Genomic DNA, 22390 nt, shown 5'->3' on the forward strand with positions numbered 1-22390 from the left:
GTACACGGTTACGTTAGCAGCAGCCGCCAGCGATTGAGGGGATGAGCATGACCTCGTCGCCGTCCTGAAAGGCGTAGGTTTCGCCGCCAAGGAAGCGGATGTCCTCATCGTTGACGTAGATGTTGATGAAGCGACGGAGCTTGCCGCCTTCGTCTTTGATCTGCGTGCTCAGTGCGGGGAAGGTCTGGTCGATGTCGGCGATGAGGCCGGGCAGGTTGGTCGCGGCTGAGTCGAACTGCTTCTGACCATCGGTGTGGCGAACGAATGCGGTGGGAAGGACAACTTTGATCTTAATAGGCAAGTGAGGCTCCTGCGGTGGCTAGTTCTGGTTCGGTGGAGGCATCGAGTTCCCGAAGGTATTCGTCGAAGTCGGCGATGCGTGGGCGGACGGCGCGCTCCTCGCGGTACTGGCCGCTGATGGCGTCGGTGGTTTTGAGGCCGTTGCCGGTGATGCAGACGACAGTGATGTCGTCGGGCGAGATGCGGCCGTGGGCATAGAGGCGTGCGGTGACGGCAGTGGTGACGCCGCCAGCGGTTTCGGTGAAGATGCCTTCGGTCTCGGCGAGCTCCTGCATGCCGGAGACGATCTCGATGTCGGAGACGTCCTCTGCCCAGCCGCCGGTGGAGAGGATCATCTTGGCTGCGGCGGGACCGTCAGCCGGATTGCCGATGGCGAGGGAGCGGGCGATGGTGTTAGGGCGCTGCGGTTCGATATAGTCCAGACCCTGCTTGACCGCTTGTGAGATGGGCGAGCAGCCGGTGGCCTGCGCTCCGAAGAAGCGGACGGGCTTGTCTTCGACGAGGCCGAGGTAGATGAGCTCGTTGAAGGCTTTGCGAATCTTGCGGATGAGCGAACCGCCCGCCATGGGGCAGACGACGTTGTCGGGGAGACGCCAGCCGAGCTGTTCGGCGATCTCGTAGCCGACCGTCTTTGAACCCTCGGCGTAGTAGGGGCGGAGGTTGACGTTGACGAAGCCCCAGGCATATTCGTCGGCGATCTGGGTGCAGAGGCGGTTGACGTGATCGTAGTTGCCGTCGATACGGACGAGGCGGGCTCCGTAGACCTGGGTGTTGAGGATCTTTGCGGGCTCGAGATCGGCGGGGACGAGGATGGTGGCCTTGAGGCCGAGGCGTGCGGCCTGGGCGGCGACAGAGTTGGCGAGGTTGCCGGTCGAGGAGCAGCCGACGATATCGAAGCCGAACTTCTGCGCGTTGGCGAGGGCGACGGAAACGACACGGTCCTTGAAGCTGAGCGTCGGGAAGCAGACGGCGTCATTCTTGACGTAGAGGTTGGTGGCGCCGATGCGCTTACCGAGATTTTTCGCGCGGATGAGCGGGGTGAAGCCTACCGGCAGGTCAGGCTGAAAGCCCTCGGGGATGGGCAGGAGCGCGGCATAGCGCCAGATGTTGAAGGGGCCGGCCTGGATGGCCTGGCGAGTAAAGGTTCCGCGCGCGGCTTCGAGGTCATAGACGATCTCAAGTGGGGCAAGGCAGTCAGGGCAGCCCGAGAGAGGACGATTGCCAAAGCGGCGGCCACACTCGTTGCACTTCAGTTCATACGCCGAACAGGAATATTCCATTGCTTCGTCTCCGGTGAGAGAAGGATATGGCTACTCTGGCGCTGCTCTTTTCTGGGGATTGCAAACAGGAAGGTGAAAAACGGATGCAGTTCAGGTAAAGGACTGCGTGCTCCGAATCTCATGTTCCCTGTTCCCAGGAGAGAGTTGACACCGGTACGCATGTTCTGTCCGGTTGTCGTGGCGTCAAAGGGCTCGTCCCTCAACCACTCTGCATGAAATTCAAATCTGCCGAAGCAGACTGGAATAGGTAAGTAATAGCACAGTGGCCTGTGCGGTGCAAGTGACGGGAGCCTGCGATTAGCGTGGAGTCCACTGCGGATGGCTGGTGAAGAGGCCGCCGAGAAAACCTAACTGATAGACAAGAAAGGAGCCAAAGCAAATGCTGACCATGCCCGAAGCGAGGCCGAAATAATGGCTGAGCCGGGTGTACCGGTCTCCGGCGTAGGTGAGCGGCACGGCGATGGCGGCGGTCATGCACATCATCCCAAGCAGGGTACCGAAGCCGAAGATGAGGAGGTAGATCGTGGCCCAGACGGGATCGTGGATGGTGGAGAGGACGAGGAGCGCGACGGCGGCCGATCCTGCGAGGCCGTGGACGAGGCCGATGACGAGGGCCTGAGACCCTGGTAGAGGCTGAAGCGGCTTGTGGTGCTTGCGGGATTGAGGATGCTGGCGCCGGAGAAGCGGGTGGTGAACTTCTGCATGACGCCGGTGAGGTTGAGGATGCCGAGGAGGATCAGCATGATGGCTACGCTGAACTCCATCGAGAGGCCGAGGCGCGGGGGGATCTCGATGCCGAAGAGAATGATGAGTGAGCCAACGATGAAGATGGTGATGGTGTGGCCGAGACCCCAGATGGCGCCAATCATGGCGGCGTTGCGGATGCTGCGCTGATTGCTGACGATGGTCGAGATGGCGACTACGTGGTCGGCATCGGTGGAGTGGCGCATGCCGAGAAGCAGGCCCAACCCGGCGACGAAGAGCAGCGGGCCGAGCTTCTCCTTTGAGAAAGGATGCAGGTTGATGTGCGTGGCCGCGAAGGGATGGGCGGTCAGGAGTATGCCGATGAGGACGGTGATGACGGAGAGTACGGGATACCAGAGTTGTCCCGGTCTTCCGAAGGGCTGCAGTTCATGAACGCTGCCGGTGCTGTGAATGTGGCTGCCTCGTGCGGCGAGTTTGCGGCGGAAAAGAAGGTAGGAGCCGAGGCAGATCATGAGGACGCCGAGCCACGGCTCGAGTTGAGCCGGAACGGAGGAGCCGAAGAGAAGTGCACGATAGTTGATGTTCGGTCTCCTCCTGCTTCGGTTCGATGCGGTCGCGCGTCTGGAAGTTCTGCGTGCGTCGGCCTACTTGATCTCTGGAGAATGATACCCGGACGAGCGGCTGGCGTGACACACCATGGTAGGCCCATCGGGTATCATCCATGAAGCCGCGCTGGTGCTTTTGGTGACCAGCCCGCAACGATTTTAAGGAGTATGTCGATGACCACAAAATTGGCCCCGCTTAGCGAACGCCCGAGTTGGAAAGCCCTGCAGGCGCATCACGATACGATCCAAGCCACCACGTTGAAACAGCTCTTTGCGGATGATCCGGCGCGCGGCGAACGGCTGACTGCGGAGGCTGCCGGGATCTTTCTCGATTACTCGAAGAACCGGGTGACCGACGAGACGCTTGGACTGTTGACGAAGCTCGCGGAGGAGTCCGGGCTGGCGGAGCGGATCAACGCGATGTTTACCGGCGAGAAGATTAATATCACGGAGAACCGCGCTGTGCTGCATGTGGCGCTGCGTGCGCCGAAGAGCGAGTCGATCGTGGTCGATGGTGAGGACGTTGTGCCGCCTGTCCACGCGGTGCTCGATAAGATGGCTGGCTTTGCTGATCGCGTGCGAAGCGGCGACTGGAAGGGCCACACCGGCAAGCGTATCCGCAATGTGGTGAACATTGGGATTGGCGGTTCGGACCTTGGCCCGGTGATGGCGTATGAGGCGCTGAAGCACTACACGCAGCGCGATCTTACGTTCCGCTTCGTATCGAATGTGGACGGCACGGACTTTGCCGAGGCCGTGCAGGATTTGAATGCGGATGAGACGCTGTTTCTCGTCGCATCGAAGACCTTTACGACGCTTGAGACGATGACCAATGCTCACTCGGCTCGGGACTGGTCGCTGGCGGGGCTGGGCGGGGACGAGAAGGCGGTCGCAAAGCACTTCGTGGCGATCTCGACCAATGCCAAGGAAGTGGCGAAGTTTGGCATCGACACGGCGAACATGTTCGAGTTCTGGGACTGGGTTGGCGGACGCTATTCCATGGATTCAGCGATTGGCCTGTCGACGATGGTGGCGATTGGATCGGACAACTTCAGGGCTATGCTGGACGGCTTCCACGAGATGGACGTTCACTTTAGGACGACTCCGTTTGAGAAGAACCTGCCGGTGTTGATGGGGCTGCTGACGGTCTGGTATACGGACTTCTTTGATGCGCAGACGGTGGCGATCCTGCCGTACGAGCAGTACCTGAAGCGCTTCCCTGCCTACCTGCAGCAGTTGACGATGGAGAGCAATGGCAAGCACATCACGCTCGATGGCGAACATGTGACGACGCAGACGGGGCCGATCTACTGGGGCGAGCCGGGGACGAACGGGCAGCACTCCTTCTACCAGCTGATCCACCAGGGAACGCGGTTGATTCCGTGCGACTTCATCGGGTTCTACAAGACTCTGAACCCGCTCGGCCGTCACCACGACATCCTGATGGCGAACGTCTTTGCGCAGGCCGAGGCACTGGCGTTTGGAAAGACGGCGGAGCAGGTGAAGGCCGAGGGAACAGCAGATTGGCTGGTGCCGCATCGTGTGTTTGAGGGCAACCGGCCGTCCAACGTGCTGCTTGCAGATCACCTGACACCGAAGGTGCTGGGATCGCTGATCGCGCTGTATGAGCATGCCGTCTTCACGCAGGGTACGATCTGGAGCATCGACTCGTTCGACCAATGGGGCGTGGAGCTGGGCAAGGTTCTGGCGCAGAAGATCATTGGCGAGTTGGAAGGTACGGATGGTGCGGCATCGACGCATGACACGTCAACAACGAACCTTATCAACCGGTACAAGAAGAACAAGTAAGAATCATCACGCAACACAACTAAGGCCTGCCAGTGAGTTACTGGCAGGCCTTAGTTGTGTTGCTCGATCAGCCTAAAAGGAGATGGAGAGGCCAGCCTGCAGGGTGCGTGGCGTCTGGGCGAGATAGAGAGTTCGTCCGTCGGAGGAGAGGAACGGCTGGTAGCCCTGGGCGAGCAGATTGCTTACGTCGATGGACGCCTCGAGCCCTTGCGGTAGAACTCCTCCCCAGCGTACGGGCTGGCGTACGTGAAAGCTTAGGTATGACTGGTCGCTGAACTCGCGGTAGGCGTCGATTGCGGTGACGAGATCTCGCGGCTGCCAGCGGTAGACCGCGCGAAGACGTGTGCCGGTGCCCGGCAGACTTCCCTTGAGAGCGACGGCGGCAGATTGGCCGGGACGCTCCTGCAGGCCGCTGAGCATGAGCGGCAGAGTTGCTGTGCCGGAACCGTCCCCGGCGAGCGCCGTGCCGGTGCTGTACTCGACCGCGGCCCAGACGGTCTGACCCAGCGGTTGCGTCATCATGACATTGATGCCGCTCGCCTCGTACCCGGAGGTGAGGAGGCGAAAGCTGTCGGTCATCGTGTCTGAGATGGCGCCTACCTGAGCGCCACTGGAACTGGTTCCGGGTGAGTTCAGATCGGCTGTTGTGAGGGCGCCGGTGCCTGCCAGAGCAACCTGCGCCAATGCGTCACGATAGAGAGCGAGCTGGACCTGTCCGCGTCCTATTTTTCGACCGACCGAGATCTCCTGGTGCCTTCCCCGCTCTGTGCGCAACTTGCCATCGACGGTAGCGGCGACCGGAAGCTCAGACTGGACGGTGTTCAAACCGGAGAAGCCCTGCAGACTGCGAGAGGTTGCCATGCGATAGCCGAAGGTCCATCCTGCGGCAGGTTCGACCATGACGCGAATGAATGGCTGGACGGCGAAGGCAGTGCCCGAGGTGTGCACGGAGTAGGTGGAGGTGCCGACTTCGATATTTACGAGGTCGCCAAGCTTCATCTGCTGTGCCGTGGCGATGTCCATGGTCTGGAGGCCAGCCGCGCTGCCAGCACTCATCAACTCGGGATGCGACTGGAAGCTTGAGACGATACGTGCCGTGCTCGCGAAGCCGACCTGACGCTCGAAGCCAGCGCTCACTGCTGTTGAAGGTCCTACGCCTGCCTGGGTGCGTCCTGCGCCTGAGTCGACCTGGAGAATGATGCCGGAGCCGTCGTCCTGCACCTTGTCCATCGTAAGAACACTGCGGAGGCCGCCGCCACCAAAGCCACCATCGCCGTTAGTCATGGCGGCCCTGCCGCGCACAGTGGGCTCATGCTGCTCGCTTGCACTAGAGGAGACCATGACGAGCTGGCCGTCTTCGACCATGCGGAGAATGGGACGGTTTGCAGCCGAGCGAAGCGTCCACTTCCAGTCATCCGCAGGTTCATCCGCCTTGCGACGTTCGGCCGGGAGCCAGGAGGTCATATCGAATAGCGTGCTCATGGTGAGATTGACGACGGCGCGTCCGCCAGCCCTGAGCTGCAGATTGGGTTTTGTGGCGGGGGTGAAGAGGGCGGCAGTAGCCTGCACATGGTAGATTCCGGGCACGAGGTTGCTGACTACGTAGTGTCCACGGAGATCGGTGAAGGCTCTGCCGATGAGTGAGGAGTCTGAAGCCGAGGTGATTTGCACCAGAACGCCAAGCTGCGCGGTGCCGGTTGTGTCTCGCACGATGCCTGACACGGCGGCACGCTGTGCCGAGCACAACGCTGAAGATGCGAGTAGCACCACCAGTGTGACGAGCACGAGTTCAACCTTGGAACGTTGCACAGTTATTGGATCCTGCGCGTCGACGGCTTCTCTAGAAGAGGTGGACTCACAAACGAGACCGCACCTGGAATCATCTTTCGCAATCGGTCGTCACATCGAATCCGCGTGACCGTATCGCACCTACCTGCACCTACGCTAATCAACTACAAACGGCGCAGATTCTGCGATCTGCTGCTTGGTAACTCCGTCATTGATCTTGATGCTCAGTTCGTACTTACCCGGCTGCAGACTCGCCAGCGGAAGGCTTCGTTCCAGGGTGACCTGATCTGCGTTCGGGTTCGTCTTCGACGTCAGCTCCTGAGTATTCAGGATAGCTTTGTTCGTCGTCAAGTCCATGATCTGGTAGTCGATCGTCGCACCATTCTGTTTGCTCTTGTCGTCGATGCCAAGGTTGTAGACCTGCATCCAGAAGTTGAGGCTCTGCGCCCGATGGAATATGAGCGGAACAGCCACACCAGTCGGAACCCGGGGACGAAGGCGTGTGTTGCCGATAACGAAGTTTCCTGCGCCGATATCCTTTGAAGGAACGCGCTCCATCTGATCTGCGAGGATGAGCGACGAGGTGGACAGCTTGTCATCATCGTACTTGGGAACGTTGATGCTGCGGCGCCAGACGCCTACGTGATCCGGATTGTTTACATCCTTGATCGCGATGTCGATACGGTAGAGGCCGGGACGTAGAGGCAGCGCCTTCCAGTACACCGAGACATTGTTCTTCGTGCGTGCCAGCAGCTCGCTCGGAGTCGGAACGCTGACCGTCTCTTCGAAGGTGAGGATTGGCTTGTGGTTCAGGTTGGTGACGCGGCCGAGGATATTGACCGAGCCGGTTGCGACGCCATCCTTGTTGTTGTAGGTAATGTCGCCATTGCGAATCTGGAGGGTCAACGGCACCAAGACGGTGTCGTTGGTTACCTTTACGTAGTCGGTGCGTACATCGAAGAGGAAGGGCGGGCCGGTGAGAATCTTCGAGGTTGCGATGAAGGCTTCAAGGTCATGGAACTTGATGACCGGTGGCGCCATGATCTTTGCGGCGAAGCTGATGCGGTCGAACTGTTTGCTCTGGTTCATCGACGACATTGGTCCAGCGCCCAACTGCTCAAGACCGCCACCGGAGAAGCGGTCGGCCTTCTTGGACTGCCCCTGCTGCTCGGAGAGGGTTTCGCCGGCACCTGGAACGTGCTTCAAGGCATCCTTCTCAGAGCGATCGATGGTCATGTGATAGTCGCCGCACATGCAGGTATCGACGAATTCAACGTCGATGTTATCGCCGACGCCTTCGAGATAGCGGTAGTGCCAGACTTCAAAGGGGAAGGTCGAGGTGTTGCCGCCGCCCTCTTCCATGGGGCGCTCGTAGCTGCCACCGCTGGGATGAGAGTCGATGCTGTCGGCCTTGCCGTAGGCGATGTAGATGTGACCACGATCGGTGCGCCAGCCCGGCTTGCCAGCGGCAAAGTGCTCGTTGGCGTAGGCGATGCGTTGGTAGTGCTGCTCGCGGAATTCATTCTCGGGCGAGTCGGGGTTTGGGTTGCGACGGAGCCAAAACTGCTCGATGAACTGATCGCGCTCCTCATCGTTGCTCAAGCTCTTGAAGGTCTCAAGCTCCTGGTCGGTGATGATCCAGCGGACATCCTCGTTCACCCACTTCTTGTACTCGCCCTTCAACTCCTGCTTGACGGCCTTCTGACGCTGGATCTTTTCCTTGTCGGTCAGCGGACGTTTCAGCGGATCGGGCCTCTCAGAGGCGGGCGGACCCTGCACGACACCGTCCGGCGCGGTGGCCGGTACTTCCTGCCCGTGGAGGAGAACTCCCCCCGTCCATACGGTCAAAGCGAGAGCAGCAGAAAGAATAGAACGTGACGTTGTCATGCGAGGAGGCACTCCTGTTACCAACTCATATTGTATGGCCCCTCAGCAAGTTCAGACAAGACGCACGAGGTAACCAGTAGTAACCCCTGCTATCATCGCAGCATAGAACTCACAGACTGACGGACACTCTTTTGACGACGAAGATTCTGGTTCGTTTTCATGGCAAATCAAATGTTGTCTTTCGTATGGAACGCGATAGTCTTTCTCTGCGTATCTAACTTCACTTACAACGATTCCGAAGTATCCGCATCATGTGGTTACACGGACGAGACATGGACAAGAAAGCAGCAATGAGCGCCAAAAAGAAGATTCTTATCGTCGTCGTCGTTCTTGTACTCATCGGCATTGTCGTAGGCACGATCCTCAACAGCCAGGCTAACGTTACCAAGGTGGCAACCGGCAAAGCCTCTCGGCAGGATCTTGTCTCCATCGTGAGTGGAACAGGACAGATCAAGCCGAAGACCTACGTCAACATTGGCGCAACCGCCTTTGGACGTATCACCCACCTGAACGTGAAGGAAGGCGATCACGTCAAGGCGGGGACGATTCTGGCAACGGTCGAGAGTGTGCAGCCGCAGGCGACTGTCGCCGCGCAGCGCGCCACTATTTCGTCATCGAGGACTGACGTGAACTCCTATGTTGCGGCGGAGAAGACCGCCGAGGCGAACATCCTGCAAGCCAAAGCAGATCTTGAGCAGAAGCAGCTCGACTATAACCGCTCGCTGGCGCTCTACAACGACAAGCTGATTGCGAAGCAGGACTTCGACGCGAAGAAGGCTGCATTCGACGTCTCCGCGGCGACGCTTGCACAGCGCGTAGCAACGCTTGCTCAATCGCAGGCACAGACAGAATCGCAGCGCGGCCACGTCGAGCAGGCAGTTGCCAGCCAGCGCTCCAACTTCGACGCGCTTGATAAGACGGTCAGTCGTGCCCCGTTCGATGGACTCGTGACCAACGTTCCTGTACGTGAGGGCGAGACGATGGTCGTCGGAATCCAGAACGCCGAAGGCTCCACCCTGATGACGCTGGCCGATATGTCGGTGATTACGGCCGAGGTCAAGGTGGACGAGACGGATATCGTCAACGTCGCACTGAATCAGCCGGTGGATGTGACAGTTGACGCCCTGCCGGGACGCGTCTTCAAGGGTCACGTTACCAACGTCGGCGACCAGGCGCTTCTCCGCACGACCGGCGTTGCAACCAGCCAGAGCACCACGGGTACGGAAGAGGCTAAGGACTTCAAGGTCGTGGTTACGCTTAACGAATCCACCGAGGAGCTGCGCCGCTCGATGGATGAACTTCGCCCCGGTCTTTCGGCCACGGCCAAGATCACGACGGCTCATAAGCCCAATGCGCTCACCATTCCGATCCAGGCGCTGGTCCAACGGGATGCCGAAACAGAGAAGGTTCTCGCCGACAATAACGGGAAGCAGCCGACGACCGCGGCACCCGACAACAACCGCGCCAAGGCTCCTCCGGCGCAGGGCGTTTACCTGCTTGTGACCCAGAAGAAGAAGGTGCGCGCAGTCTTCACACCGGTCACGACCGGCGTTACGGGTGCTACGGATATCGAGGTTCTCAGCGGGCTCAAAGAGGGTGACGAGATCGTGACGGGGCGCTATAAGGTCCTGCGGACGCTCAAAAGTGGAACCCCGGTGAAGGTCGATAATACCGTGGAGGTAACTACCTCGCCTGACGATAAATAGCGATCGTGGCGGCGCGGAACCTTCGCGAAGAAACGAACGTACTATCCTTGGAACGAACGAGAAGTCACGGAGAGCTGGATGTCCACAGAAGCTGTACTTGATTCCACCCGCACCAATGTCAACGGTCCCCATGAAGGCGATGTGATTGTCACTGACAATCTCTGGAAGACCTACGAGATGGGTGATCAGCAGGTCCATGCGCTACGAGGAGTGAACCTGCGCATTCGCCACAATGAGTATGTGGCGATCATGGGACCGTCCGGATCAGGAAAGTCGACGCTGATGAACCTGATCGGCTGTCTTGACTCTCCCTCGCAGGGCAAGTACTGGCTGAATGGACACGACGTCTCGAAGCTGAACGACGACGAACTCGCCCGAATCCGCAATAAGGAGATTGGGTTTGTCTTCCAGACCTTCAACCTGCTGGCCCGCGCCACCTCACTGCACAACGTCGAGCTGCCGCTGATCTATAACGGCACCCCGGCGGCTGAGCGTATTGCGCGGGCAAAAGAGGTTCTCGAGTCGGTGAACCTGGGTTCGCGCATGATGCACAAGCCCAACGAACTCTCGGGTGGCCAGCGTCAGCGTGTCGCTATTGCCCGTGCGCTTGTCAATCGGCCATCGATCATCCTTGCTGACGAGCCTACCGGAAATCTTGACTCGAAGACCGGCGACGAGATTATGGCGCTGATGGACGACCTGCACGCCAAGGGTAATACGATCGTTCTGGTGACCCATGAACCGGATATCGCAGAGTACGCTCACCGCGTCGTCACGATCCGCGACGGTGTCGTTGCGAGTGACCGTCTCTCCACGCGCGACCGATCCGGGATCGAAGCGCGCATCGCCGCCGCTCCGGCGCATACCAACTACTAAGTACCAGGTTCCTGCATTGCCAACGTAAGCAGATCAGCCATGGTCACCCTAATCCGGGCATGACCATGGCTGATCTTCATTGAGCGTGTGAACATGCGACGAGAATCGAGCCGGACCGTCTAAACTACTCCTATGGCTTCTTTGTCGCGCGGTCTACACTGTGCCTTCCTCGTTCTCGTCACCCTTTCTGCGACGGGTGCGTTTGCCGATAACGCGCGCTTCGACCTCACAGGCCCCAAAGTCGAGGTTCGGGTAACGCGTGGCGGAAAGACGCTCCCCATCGCTGCGGTGCCCAATCTGCAGGTGGGCGACAAGCTTTGGCTGCATCCGGATCTGCCTCCAACGCAGTCCGTCCACTATCTTTTGATCGTTGCGTTTCTACGCGGCACGACCAATCCGCCGCCGGATGACTGGTTTACCCGCATCGAGACCTGGAACAAGAAGGTCCGTGAAGAGGGTGTCTTCATCACCGTCCCTGCGGAGGCTCAGCAGGCGATCGCCTTTCTTGCTCCCGAGACGGGTGGCGACTACAGCACCCTTCGTTCCGCCGTTAAGGGGCGACCGGGCATCTTTGTCCGTGCATCTCAGGATCTAGCCGAGGCCGGTTTTGAACAGGGGCGGATCGAGCGGTATGTTGCGGCAATGAAGCAGGTTCCGCCCTCGGATGCGAAGGCGCTGCAGGATCACTCCGCCCTCCTTGCGCGCACGCTCAACCTCAAGCCGAACGCCGATTGCTTCAAGCAACCGGTTGATCTGCAGTACACCTGCCTAACGCAGAGCGGAAACCAGACGCTGCTCGACGATGGGCATGGCCAGACGCTCGCAGCAGCTCTCGCCAACGGCCCGGGATCGGACCTGATCAACCAGGCGAGCTACACGCAAGCCTTTGGGGCAGGCGTCTATAGCGCCTATGTCGGCGCGATCGTCGACCTGGTGCGCCTGACGAGTAGCCTCCACACTGCACAGTACCAGTACATTCCGGCTATCGCCTTCCCTGAGGAGGCTGATCTGAAGCTGCGGCTCAATACGCCGCCGTCCTTCCATAATCCGAAGTCGGTTATTGTCATTGGACTTCCGGCGATTCAGGCGGCGGTTCCGCCACCGCTCCGGCCTGCCGATCCGAAGTTCGTGACTTGCCTGATCAAGCCATCGGTCGTGCTGCCGGTAGAGGGAGCACCGCTGGTCTTTGCGACTTCCTTCGCTCATGACATGGTGCTGCACATCAAGGATACCGACCCTAAGACCGACCTCTCGCTAACCCCTGATGCCTTTCAGGGTGGCCTGGTGATCGCCTCAGCGCCAGCGCGGAAGACGCTACCGGATGATCCGGTGAGCACCGCTGCAGCAGCCGTCAATACGCCGTCGGTCCCTCCGCCCGCTGCACCCGGGGACAAACCAGCAGCGCCGACGGGACCACCGCCCACGCCAATCCCGGTAGTTCCGCCGGGCTCAGTTGAGATTACTGGCACAATCAGCGGCTTCTGGGGATTTGACCCATTTACCGGACCGACCCTGCGGCTCCAGAACACGCCAGGCAAGGACTGGAAGATTGCGACGACCGACAACCTGATTATGGGGCGTGAAAATCACCTCGGCCTGCAGTCGAACGGAACCGCGTGCATCGACGCCATCACGCTTGACGGGGCCGTCGGCAAGGATGCGGAGACGAAGTGGAAGCAGGCTGACAAGCCCGACCATGTGGATGTCACTCTGACGTTGAAGTCGGCCGATCCCGGCGCGCTTCATCTCTCCGTCAAGCAGTTTGGCGAGGCGAAGCCGGATATGGTGTCAGCCGAGAGCTTCTCTGAGCCTGCGAAGCTGACCGACCTGCAACTCCATGCTGGTGACAACTTCGTCGTACTTACCGGTGTCAGCCTGAACCAGGTGAAGCAGGTTGCCATAGAAAGCGCGACCTTCCTACCGGCCACGGACGGGTCTGGCGATGCGAGTTCGGTGTCGCTGCAGCTCAATCTACCCGCAGGTGCTGCTGCCCCCAAGGCTAAGGCGAATGACAAATTCACCGCGAACGTAACCTTGAAGGACGGCCGTGTGCTGACGCTGCCGGTCACCGTCTCTCCGGAGCGGCCGACCGTGACCCTGCTGAACAAGAACATTGCACAGCCTGCGAAGTCCGCCATCCAGCTTGCAAACCAGAACGACCTGCCTGTGGATGAGGAGATTACGTTCTCGCTTAAATCCGCCTCGAACTTCCCACGCACCGGTCAGATCGAGATTGCGAACGCGGATGAATCGCTGCATGCCGCACTTACGGTGGCAGCTGGAACGCTCGTCCTGCAGAACCCGCACACGATCCTCGCTACGTTCGACCCGCTGAAGAGCTTTGGCACCTCGGCGTTCGGTCCATTGCGGCTACGTCCTGTGTCGCCGGAGGGCGTGAACGGCGACTGGCTGCCCCTGGCGACCCTGGTGCGTGTCCCTGTACTCAAGGAACTGCACTGCGTCTCCGACGTCAGCAAGCCCTGTACGCTGGCTGGGGCGAACCTTTACCTGCTTGACTCCATATCGAACGATCCGACGTTCACTAATCCTGCTGCAATCCCGGAGGGGTTTGTAGGCAGCACGGTGCCGATGCCGCATCCGGTGAATGGCATCTTCTACATCAAGCTCCGGGACGACCCGGATAGCATCGATCCCGTGACATTGCCCATCCTTCTTGACAAGTCCACACCGACTGGCGATTCAACACAGTCCAGCATCGTATCGAACTCACACCTGCACCGCACTTCGACCTCCGTCCGCTAACGCAGACAGGGGCGGATCAAGTTGATCCGCCCTGTGGTGAAGCTGTTGAGTCGAGCTACTTGCCTTGCGCTTCCAGGCTCTGCTGGAGCTTACTGTGCTTCCGGCTGTAGGTGAAGTAGACAACCAACCCAATGACTAGCCAGACGATCAAGCGGACCCAGTTCCAGACGCCCAGCTTGTACATCATGTAGCCGTTGAAGAGGATGCCGAGGATAGGCACGAGCGGAACCAGAGGCGTACGGAAGGGACGGTCGCGGCTGGGGTCCGTCTTGCGCAAAACAATGATGGCGATGCAGACGATGACGAAGGCGAGGAGCGTGCCGATGTTCACCATCTTGCCGATGTCGTCGATCGGCGTCACGCTGCCGACGACTGCCGCGAGGCAGCCAGCGAGAATCGTGCCCTTCCATGGCGTGCGGAACTTGTGGTGAATATCACCAAAGAACTTCTTCGGAAGCAGACCATCGTGCGCCATGGCGTAAAGAACGCGGCTTTGGCCCAGCAGCATGACGAGCATGACGCTTGTGAGGCCAGCCAGTGCGCCGATGGTGATGATGTTCGAGGCCCAGCCCAGACCATGATCCAGAAACGCGCGGGAGATGGGTGCTTCGATGTTGACGAGACGCCACGGCACCATGCCGGTCAGCACGGCAGCGACGCCAATGTAGAGCAGCGTGCAGATCGAGAGCGATACGATGATGCCGATGGGTAGATCACGCTGCGGGTTCTTCGCTTCTTGCGCGGTCGTCGATACAGCGTCAAAGCCGATGTAGGAGAAGAAGACGAGGCCGGCGGCAAGGCCGATACCGCTCATTCCGAACGGCGCGAAGGTGTGCCAGTCGGTGCCCCAGTTCCCCTTGGTGACATAGTGCGAACCCAGGCCGAGAACGAAGAGGACGATGCCAACTTTGACCGCTACGATGGTGGCGTTGAACTTGGCGCTCTCCTTGATGCCGACGACGAGGATCGCCGTAATCACGAGCGCAATCAGGAAGGCTGGGACGTTGATGCCAATTTCAACACCGAATATATGCGGTGCATTCAGCAGTGCGTGGGCGCGCATGGCGAGGTCGGTCGAACCGGAGTCCTTAACCAGCATCAATGCGTCCGTAAATGGCTTCGACCCGACAACGAAGTCGGGGTGCTGCGTGATTACGTCCTGTCGCGCGACGATGTCGGTTGCCAGACGGAGGCCGGTCCAATGGTCGTACGCGAGCCACAGCGGGAACTTCAGGTGAAAGATGTTCAGCATCTCCACGAAGTTGTTCGACCAGCCGGAGCTGACGGTGCTCGCACCCATGGCGTATTCGAGGGTGAGGTCCCAGCCGATGATCCAGGCGATCAGCTCGCCGAGCGTGGCATACGCATAAGTATAGGCGCTGCCCGCAAGGGGGATCATTGCGGCGAACTCCGCATAGCAGAGACCTGCAAATGCACAGCCAAGGCCGCTGAGCACAAAGGAAAGCATCAGGGCGGGGCCGGCGGTCTTCGCGCCCAATCCGCTCAACACGAAGATTCCAGCGCCGATGACGGCACCGATTCCAAGCGCTGTCAGTTGAACCGGACCCAGCACCCGTTCCAGCGTGTCGGCGCCCTTTTCGTTCGCCTCCGACATCATGTCATTCAACGACTTTTTGGCAAACAAATTTCCCATGCGCGTTCTCGTCTCCCGATTTCTAAACAGCAACTTTCTCTGCGGCAAGCCTCTTTGACCACAAAAGGTACACGGGAACGCCAAGCAGCACAATGATCAGCCCAGGCCACGTGTATTGAGGTTTGTAACGCAAGAGTACAACACAAATCCACGTTGCCATCGCGATATAGAGCGCCGGCAGGACAGGATAGCCAAACGCCCTGTAGGGTCTGACGGCATCAGGCCGCGTACGACGCAGCACAAAGAGCCCAGCGATGGTCAGTATGTAGAAGATCAGTACGGCGAAGATCACGTAGTCCAGCAGCTGACCGTAGCTCCCTGAGAGGCAAAGCAGGCAGGTCCACGCCCATTGGACCCAGAGCGAGTTTACGGGCGTCTTCGACTTCGCGCTCAGCTTGCCGACTGATTTGAAGAAGAGTCCGTCGCGGCTCATGGCGTAGTAGACGCGCGCTCCTGCGAGAAGCATTCCGTTGACGCAGCCAAAGGTCGAGACGAGGATTGCCGCCGCCATCAGCTTCGCACCGAGACCGGCGAAGGCAGACTCCATGACCGCCGTCGCGACCCGATCTTCTGCGGCGAACTGAATGCCCCGCCCTGCGATGGTCGTCGCTGCGGGGTCGCCGGCCATCGGCAGGACGCTTAGGTAGACGAAGTTGCAGAGTACGTAAAGCAGCAGCACCACGCCGGTCCCGATCGCCAGCGACAAGGGCAGGTTACGCTTGGGATTCTGAATCTCTCCCGCCGTGAAAGTGACGTTGTTCCAGGCATCGGAGGAGAAGAGCGAGCCGACCTGGACCACAGCCACGATTGTCAGCAGACCGACATAGCTGGTCGCACCACCAGAACCAACCTTGACCGCGTGAAGCGTATGCCAGCCCGCGCCAGCCCAGAACTGATGCAGCCCCGCGCCGAAGTTGGCGGCGATTGCTGTTGTGTTTTTGGCGAAGATTCCTACCAGCACGACCGCTGCGAGGGCCAGCACCTTTGCCGAGGTAAAGACGTTCTGCACGGCTGCGCCCATCTTCACGCCGAAGGTATTGAGCAGCGTGAGCAAGGTGATGATCGCGATGGCTGCGAGGTTTGCCGTGTTGAGGCCGACGTTGCCCTGGCCCATGTGCCAGAGCCAGTTCTTCTGGCTGACGCTCGGGAAGAAGACACCGAGAAATTTGCCGAAGGCCACGCCGACCGCCGCAATCGTCCCTGTCTGGATGACCAGGAAGAGCGTCCAGCCGTACAGAAAGCCCCATAACGGACCGAGCGCTTCGCGCAGGTAGACGTACTGACCACCAGCCTTCGGCATCATGGCTGCAAGCTCACCGTAGCTTAGTGCGCCGATAATGGTCATCGCCGCCGTCACGAACCACGCTGCAATCAGCAGTGCAGGTGAACCAACGGCTCTCGACATATCCGCCGACACGATGAAGATGCCCGAGCCGATCATCGAGCCCATGACGATCGCGGTCGCCGAAAACAGACCCATGCCCTGCACGAACTGCGGCGAAGAAGCGGTCGACGGAGCCTCTGTTGTTGAAGTATTCACGTACCGTCAAACCTATCGTAAAAGATCGATAAAGTCTCTTGCGACCTTCTCAAGTGACTCGCCCGGCACAAACAGTCCGCTGATCACTGCGACCGAATCAGCGCCAGCTTCGATGACGCTTCGCACGTTCTCTCGCGTGATGCCGCCGATTGCTACCAGTGGCTTCGTTGTCAGCGCCCGGGCGGTCCGCACCCCGGCCAGCCCGACGACGGGCTCCGCATCGAGCTTCGTGCTTGTAGCGAAGACTGGACCTACGGCAACGTAGGCCGCACTGCTGACGTCCGCCGCGCGCACCTGCCCGTCTGTGTGCGTCGACAAGCCGACCCAACGCTCTGCGCCGACCACGCGTCGAGCATCCTCGGGCAGCAGATCACCCTGGCCGACATGCACGCCGCTCCAATCTGCAAGCACCGCCAGATCGGCTCGGTCATTGAGGATCAACCGGCACTCTGAATCCTGGAACTCATTGCGGATTACTGCTACATTGCGCAGGATGGTTTGTGGCCCTGCAGACTTGTCGCGATACTGCAGCAGGCCCACTCCCGCCGCCCGCATGGCTGCGGCGAACTGCTGGATCGATACATTCTTTGCAGCCAACACGTTCGCGTCGGCGATTACATAGAGCGAGGGGATCTCGGCATTAAGCCTTTGCATCAGCCTGTCGTTCGAAGAAACGCTCCATGAACTTCGTATCAAACTGACCGGAACGGAACTCCGCATCGGCGAAGATTTTCTGGTGCAGCGGGATTGTTGTATGGATGCCCTGCACGACGAACTGCGAGAGGGCGCGCTGCATCTTGTTCATTGCCTCTTCGCGGTCCTTGCCGTGGCAGATCACCTTGGCAATCAGGGAGTCATAGTACGGGGGAACTACACCCTCCGCATACTGCGCCGTGTCGACGCGGACGCCATTGCCACCGGGGAGATTGAAGGCCGTGATCTTGCCTGCGCTCGGCGTGAACTTCTCCGGGTGCTCGGCATTGATGCGGCACTCGATCGCGTGGCCGCTAATCGTGACCGGCTTGGTCACAATATCGGTCAGCTTCTCGCCCGCCGCGATTCTAAGCTGCGCCTTGACGAGGTCAAGTCCCGTGACCATCTCGGTCACACAGTGCTCCACCTGGATGCGGGTGTTCATCTCGATGAAGTAGATTTTGCCATCCTCATCCATGAGGAACTCAATCGTACCCGCGTTCCAGTAGCCGATATTTTCGAGCGCCTTCTTGATCGTCTTGCCGAGTTCGTCGCGCAGCTTCGGCGTGATCATCAGGCTCGGAGCCTCTTCGATCAGCTTCTGGTGCCGACGCTGGATGGAGCATTCGCGCTCCCCCAGACTCATCACATTGCCATGCTCATCCGCCAGCACCTGGAACTCGATATGCCGAGGACGCTCAATGAACTTTTCCATGTACATGTCGCCGTTGCCGAAGGCGTTGGCCGCCTCCTGCGAGGCTTGCTGGTACATTCCCGGCAGTTCTTCCGGATTCCGGCAGATGCGCATGCCGCGACCGCCGCCACCTGCGACCGCCTTCAGGATGACGGGATAGCCGACCTCCTTCGCCCACTCCAACGCTTCACCCTCGTTCGCGATGATGCCATCGGAACCGGGAAGGATCGGCACCTTGGCCTTTTTCATCGTCTGGCGCGCGGTGGACTTTTCGCCCATCATCCGCGTCACCTCCGGCGGGGGTCCGATGAACTTGATGTTGGAGGCCCGGCACACTTCGGCGAAGTTGGCATTCTCACTCAACAAACCGTAGCCCGGGTGAATGGCATCTACGTCGGCGATTTCCGCTGCTGAAATGACGGCGGGCACGTTGAGATAGCTATCTGCTGAGCGTGGAGGCCCAATGCAGATCGCCTCGTCGGCAAAGCGCACATGGAGCGAGTTGCGATCAGCCTCGCTGTACACCGCAACCGTGCGAATCCCCATCTCCTTGCACGCGCTGATGACGCGCAATGCAATCTCCCCGCGATTGGCAATCAATACCTTACGAAACATGAATACCGAAACCTTCCACTCATCCAACAAAGGCCGTACAGTTGGCAGTTCAAATCCGCGGCCACCTGAAAAGTGTCACCGCCCTCATCGTGCTTAACCTTCTCTATGTTGCTCGAATGGCAAAGAGTGGCTGACCATACTCGACCGGCTGACCGCTCGCGGCGATCCGCTTGACGACTTCGCCGGCAACGTCCGACTCGATCTCGTTCATCAGTTTCATCGCCTCAATAATGCAGAGCACCTGGCCAACCTCGACGATGTCACCGATCTTGACGAACGGCGAGGCGCCCGGCGAGGAGGACTCATAGAATGTGCCCACAATAGGCGACTTGACCTCATGCAGCTTCTCCTCCGGCTCGGCCACTGGGGCCGCAGCAAGAGGTGCGGCAGCAGCAGCAGGGGCGCTCGCCCCAGCCGTCGGGGCCGACGCCATCAGGCGGCTAAGCTGGGCCATGTCGAAGCTCGCGGCAGCGGGCGCAGGCTCGCCGATGAACTTGATCCGCATCTTCAGGTCGGTGCGTTCGACATCGAACTCCGCGATGCCATTTGCCTTCAGGAACTCGACAAGCTCCCGCAGCTCTTTCAGGTTGTTGCTCTCCATCCCAACTCTTCCCGCGCCGTCCAGCGGCACATCTTTGAGGTCAATCAATACTTTACAACTGGATCCAGGCTTTCGGGCTTGGCGTCAGCACCTCGCCCCCCGTAGCTGTTACTAAGACCATATCCTCAATTCGCAGTCCAAAGCGACCCGGCATGTACACTCCGGGCTCGATTGTGATCACCATGCCTGCGACTAAGGGCTGTCTTTGCTTCATCGCGAGCCTCGGTCCCTCGTGAATCTCGAGCCCGACACCGTGTCCGGTCGAGTGTGTGAAGAAGGAATCGAGCTTGGCGCGCCGTAGAACACTGCGTGCTGCCTCGTCGATGTCGCCTGCACTCACACCCGACGCGACACTCGCTACCGCCGCCTCCTGCGCCTCGAGCACCGCCTCATAGGCCTCCATCTCGTCCGGTAAAGCCTTGCCCATGTGAACTGTACGCGTCATGTCGCTCAAATACCCGTCGAGAATAACACCGAAGTCGAGCGTCACAAACCCGCGCCTGGGGAGCCTGGCCATCGTAGCCCGGCCGTGAGGCAGTGCCGAACGCTCTCCACTGGCCACGATGGTTTCGAAGGACATTCCCTCGGCTCCGGCGAGGCGCGCCTGGTGCTCCAGCTCTGCCGCAACCGCGATCTCGGACATTCCCGGCTCCAACACGCCGAGCATACCGTCGAAGAGCTTGCAGCCGAGCGCGGCCGATCTCCGCAGCAGGGCGATCTCGTCCGCATCCTTGATCTCGCGAAGTGAGGCGACCAGCGGCGCTGTCGGCTGAAACAATCCTCTGCGTACCTTGGCCGAAACAGCTTTCCGCATCGATTCCAGAGAGGCTACCGTCGTATGCGCCGCGTCGAAGCCGCACCGCCGCACGCCTGCTGCTTCGATCCACGCGCAGGCAGCCGCAGTCGCAGCCTTCTTCTCGATGACGACCTTCGTCCCAAGAGCTTCGGCCTTCGCCTGGGCGATATACCGGCCATCGGTAAACAGCACTGCCTTGCCGCCAGTCAGCACCAGCGCGGCGTTCGAACCGGTGAACCCGGAGAGGTAGCGGACATCCGGTGGGTGCGTCACCAGCAGGGCGTCCACCGAGGCCTTCGTCGCCGCGGCCATGGCCTTTTTCTTACGAACCTTTAGATTCATCTCCTGAATTCTACCGAACCAGCGCCCATCTCACCCGGTATCATGACGTATGAGCGGAACCGCGCCCGAAATGCTGTCGCCTGTGCAACAACGGTCCTCAGCCTCGTTCACCCGTCGCGATTTCCTCGCAGGTCTTGGAGCGCTCTCGACCGGCCTCATGCTCGATGCCGGAGAGATTGGCCGCCACACGATCGAGGTCGTTCCCCGGACACTCAAGATCAATCGCCTGCCTGAGGCGTTTCACGGATATCGCATCGTCCAGCTCAGCGACATCCATCTGGATGAGTTCACGGAGCGCACCTTCCTCCGGCTGGTCGTCCACCGCATCAACCAGCTTGCTCCGGACCTCGTCCTGCTCACCGGCGACTTTGCCTCACGCGACCCTTTTCCTATCCGCTACGGGCATGAGGCCATCCTGCACTGCGCCGACATTGTCAAGGAGCTGACATGCCCGCTCCGGTACGGCATCCTCGGCAACCACGATACCGGCATCGGCTCGCAGTTCGTGGTGGACACCTTCAAAGGAATTGGCATCCCGATCCTCGTCAATCAGCACCTTCCGATTGAGCGGAACGGCCAGCGCTTCTGGCTCTGCGGCGTGGATGACCCCGGCACCGCCGACCCGATCCTCGATCTCGCAATCCCCCGAGATCCTGACGGGCCCGTGATCCTGATGAGCCATCCGCCCGATTTTGCTGATGATGTCGTCAGGCATCCGCGCGGTCCGCTCGTCGACGTGATGCTCTCCGGTCACTCACACGGCGGTCAGGTACGTCTGCCCTTCATCGGCCCGCTCATTCTGCCGCCCATGGGGATGAAGTATGTTGCCGGACTATTCCGCTTCAACAACATGCAGCTCTATGTGAATCGCGGCATCGGCACCGTTGGTCTGCCAATCCGCTTTAATTGCCTGCCCGAAATCACACACTTTACGCTCCAGGCTGGCTGATTTGTCGGCGCCCGGCACGTCGTGGGCTACTATTCAGCCATGCCGACATCTACCCAACACGCTGTAGCCGAATACTTCGCTGCGATTCGAGCCATGGATGTCGAACGCTGTACCGCCGTCTTCGCAGACAACGCAGAACAGCATGATCCTGTTGGTACCCCTCCAAATATCGGGCACGATGCGATCCGTGCCTTCTTTACGGGCATCTTTAGCAGCTTTCAGTCCGTCAGCCTGGCGGAGGATAGCGTCTTCGTGAATGGAAGCTCAGCCGCCGCCAAGTGGACCGGGAAGGGTGTAGCTCCAAGCGGGAAGTCAGTTAACTTTGAGGGCGTTGACGTGATCGATTGCGACGAAGCGGGAAAGGTCATAATGGTTCGAGCGTTCTGGGATCCAGCTCCCTTGATGGCTATTCTTGAGCCATGAATCGCCAGGCCTGCGTCGTTCGCAGCCTACCGAGCCCGGGCGACGGGCTTCTTCTGCTTCGGAACGACAGCGATTGGCGTGCTCGCGACCTTCACGCCACTCTTCTCGTCCATCCACGAGTCGAGCAGGGTCTTGCGAAAACGCCAGCGATTTCCCAGCTTGAACGCCGGGATAAATCCTTCGGACGCATATCGGTAGAGTGTGTCTCCGCTGATGCCGAGGTACTCTGACGCCTGCCGGATGTCCATTACCTCACGCGTCATCGTCTGTACGGAACCGGCCATGGAGACACCTCTGCCCCTTCTTTGTATCCTCTTTACGGATCGCTGACAAGACTTATCTCCCTTGTTCTAAGCGACCTGTC

19 protein-coding genes and 1 riboswitch are annotated in these 22390 nt (G+C 59.7%); of the genes, 6 read left to right on the plus strand and 13 right to left on the minus strand.

The window, feature by feature from the left end; all coding sequences use genetic code 11:
- Window positions 1-13: 13 nt before the first annotated feature.
- The 4 genes from OHL20_RS02665 to OHL20_RS02680 all read right to left on the minus strand — a co-directional run bounded on the left by OHL20_RS02665 (window position 14) and on the right by OHL20_RS02680 (window position 2797).
- Window positions 14-301, minus strand: coding sequence for a MoaD/ThiS family protein (locus OHL20_RS02665; RefSeq protein WP_396271500.1), 288 nt, complete (start codon window positions 299-301; stop codon window positions 14-16).
- On the minus strand, window positions 291-1580 hold the full coding sequence (gene thrC / locus OHL20_RS02670) for a threonine synthase (protein WP_263381671.1): 1290 nt from the start codon (window positions 1578-1580) through the stop codon (window positions 291-293). The genes OHL20_RS02665 and thrC overlap by 11 nt, the downstream gene beginning before the upstream one ends.
- Window positions 1581-1695: 115 nt before the next feature.
- Window positions 1696-1799, minus strand: a riboswitch (SAM riboswitch).
- Between the two features lie 78 nt (window positions 1800-1877).
- Complete coding sequence (locus tag OHL20_RS02675) at window positions 1878-2054, minus strand: hypothetical protein (RefSeq protein ID WP_263381672.1); 177 nt, start codon at window positions 2052-2054, stop codon at window positions 1878-1880.
- A gap of 5 nt (window positions 2055-2059) precedes the next feature.
- Window positions 2060-2797, minus strand: coding sequence for a hypothetical protein (locus OHL20_RS02680; protein ID WP_263381673.1), 738 nt, complete (start codon window positions 2795-2797; stop codon window positions 2060-2062).
- 267 nt (window positions 2798-3064) lie between these two features.
- On the opposite strand from OHL20_RS02680, the gene pgi reads away from it, so the two are divergent.
- Entirely contained in the window at window positions 3065-4699 is a 1635-nt protein-coding gene (gene pgi, locus OHL20_RS02685; protein ID WP_263381674.1) for a glucose-6-phosphate isomerase, read from the plus strand.
- 72 nt (window positions 4700-4771) lie between these two features.
- Here pgi and OHL20_RS02690 read toward each other — a convergent pair whose 3' ends face one another.
- Both OHL20_RS02690 and OHL20_RS02695 read right to left on the minus strand, forming a co-directional pair.
- Window positions 4772-6508, minus strand: coding sequence for a carboxypeptidase-like regulatory domain-containing protein (locus OHL20_RS02690; RefSeq protein WP_263381675.1), 1737 nt, complete (start codon window positions 6506-6508; stop codon window positions 4772-4774).
- Between the two features lie 135 nt (window positions 6509-6643).
- Window positions 6644-8374 (minus strand): GWxTD domain-containing protein, encoded by a 1731-nt coding sequence (locus OHL20_RS02695; protein ID WP_263381676.1) that lies wholly within the window; start codon window positions 8372-8374, stop codon window positions 6644-6646.
- Window positions 8375-8664: 290 nt separating this feature from the next.
- Between OHL20_RS02695 and OHL20_RS02700 the strand changes: the two genes are divergently transcribed.
- From OHL20_RS02700 to OHL20_RS02710, 3 genes are all read left to right on the plus strand, one after another.
- Window positions 8665-10080, plus strand: a complete 1416-nt coding sequence (locus OHL20_RS02700) for an efflux RND transporter periplasmic adaptor subunit (RefSeq protein WP_263384934.1) — start codon at window positions 8665-8667, stop codon at window positions 10078-10080.
- A gap of 78 nt (window positions 10081-10158) precedes the next feature.
- On the plus strand, window positions 10159-10956 hold the full coding sequence (locus tag OHL20_RS02705; RefSeq protein WP_317890930.1) for an ABC transporter ATP-binding protein: 798 nt from the start codon (window positions 10159-10161) through the stop codon (window positions 10954-10956).
- A 132-nt stretch (window positions 10957-11088) separates the two neighbouring features.
- The gene (locus OHL20_RS02710; RefSeq protein WP_263381677.1) at window positions 11089-13719 is read left to right on the plus strand and encodes a hypothetical protein; all 2631 of its coding nucleotides are present in this window, start codon (window positions 11089-11091) and stop codon (window positions 13717-13719) included.
- Between the two features lie 55 nt (window positions 13720-13774).
- Here the strand turns inward: OHL20_RS02710 and OHL20_RS02715 are convergent, their stop codons facing one another.
- From OHL20_RS02715 to OHL20_RS02740, 6 genes are all read right to left on the minus strand, one after another.
- Complete coding sequence (locus OHL20_RS02715; protein WP_263381678.1) at window positions 13775-15373, minus strand: amino acid permease; 1599 nt, start codon at window positions 15371-15373, stop codon at window positions 13775-13777.
- 22 nt (window positions 15374-15395) lie between these two features.
- Complete coding sequence (locus tag OHL20_RS02720; protein WP_263384936.1) at window positions 15396-16853, minus strand: APC family permease; 1458 nt, start codon at window positions 16851-16853, stop codon at window positions 15396-15398.
- A 72-nt stretch (window positions 16854-16925) separates the two neighbouring features.
- The gene (gene thiE, locus OHL20_RS02725; RefSeq protein ID WP_263381679.1) at window positions 16926-17567 is read right to left on the minus strand and encodes a thiamine phosphate synthase; all 642 of its coding nucleotides are present in this window, start codon (window positions 17565-17567) and stop codon (window positions 16926-16928) included.
- Window positions 17554-18915, minus strand: a complete 1362-nt coding sequence (gene accC, locus OHL20_RS02730) for an acetyl-CoA carboxylase biotin carboxylase subunit (protein WP_263381680.1) — start codon at window positions 18913-18915, stop codon at window positions 17554-17556. Before accC ends, thiE begins: the two co-directional genes overlap by 14 nt.
- A gap of 103 nt (window positions 18916-19018) precedes the next feature.
- Window positions 19019-19516: an acetyl-CoA carboxylase biotin carboxyl carrier protein gene (accB, locus tag OHL20_RS02735; protein WP_263384937.1), complete on the minus strand. Its 498-nt coding sequence runs from the start codon at window positions 19514-19516 to the stop codon at window positions 19019-19021.
- Window positions 19517-19568: 52 nt separating this feature from the next.
- Complete coding sequence (locus OHL20_RS02740) at window positions 19569-20654, minus strand: M24 family metallopeptidase (RefSeq protein ID WP_263381681.1); 1086 nt, start codon at window positions 20652-20654, stop codon at window positions 19569-19571.
- A gap of 49 nt (window positions 20655-20703) precedes the next feature.
- Here OHL20_RS02740 and OHL20_RS02745 point away from each other — a divergent pair, with 49 nt between their 5' ends.
- Together OHL20_RS02745 and OHL20_RS02750 are read left to right on the plus strand one after the other, a co-directional pair.
- The gene (locus OHL20_RS02745; protein ID WP_263381682.1) at window positions 20704-21603 is read left to right on the plus strand and encodes a metallophosphoesterase; all 900 of its coding nucleotides are present in this window, start codon (window positions 20704-20706) and stop codon (window positions 21601-21603) included.
- Between the two features lie 39 nt (window positions 21604-21642).
- Complete coding sequence (locus OHL20_RS02750) at window positions 21643-22026, plus strand: nuclear transport factor 2 family protein (RefSeq protein ID WP_263381683.1); 384 nt, start codon at window positions 21643-21645, stop codon at window positions 22024-22026.
- A gap of 26 nt (window positions 22027-22052) precedes the next feature.
- Here OHL20_RS02750 and OHL20_RS02755 read toward each other — a convergent pair whose 3' ends face one another.
- Entirely contained in the window at window positions 22053-22310 is a 258-nt protein-coding gene (locus OHL20_RS02755) for a helix-turn-helix domain-containing protein (RefSeq protein ID WP_263381684.1), read from the minus strand.
- Window positions 22311-22390 lie beyond the last annotated feature (80 nt).

It is taken from the genome of Granulicella arctica (assembly GCF_025685605.1).
Classification (GTDB): domain Bacteria; phylum Acidobacteriota; class Terriglobia; order Terriglobales; family Acidobacteriaceae; genus Edaphobacter; species Edaphobacter arcticus.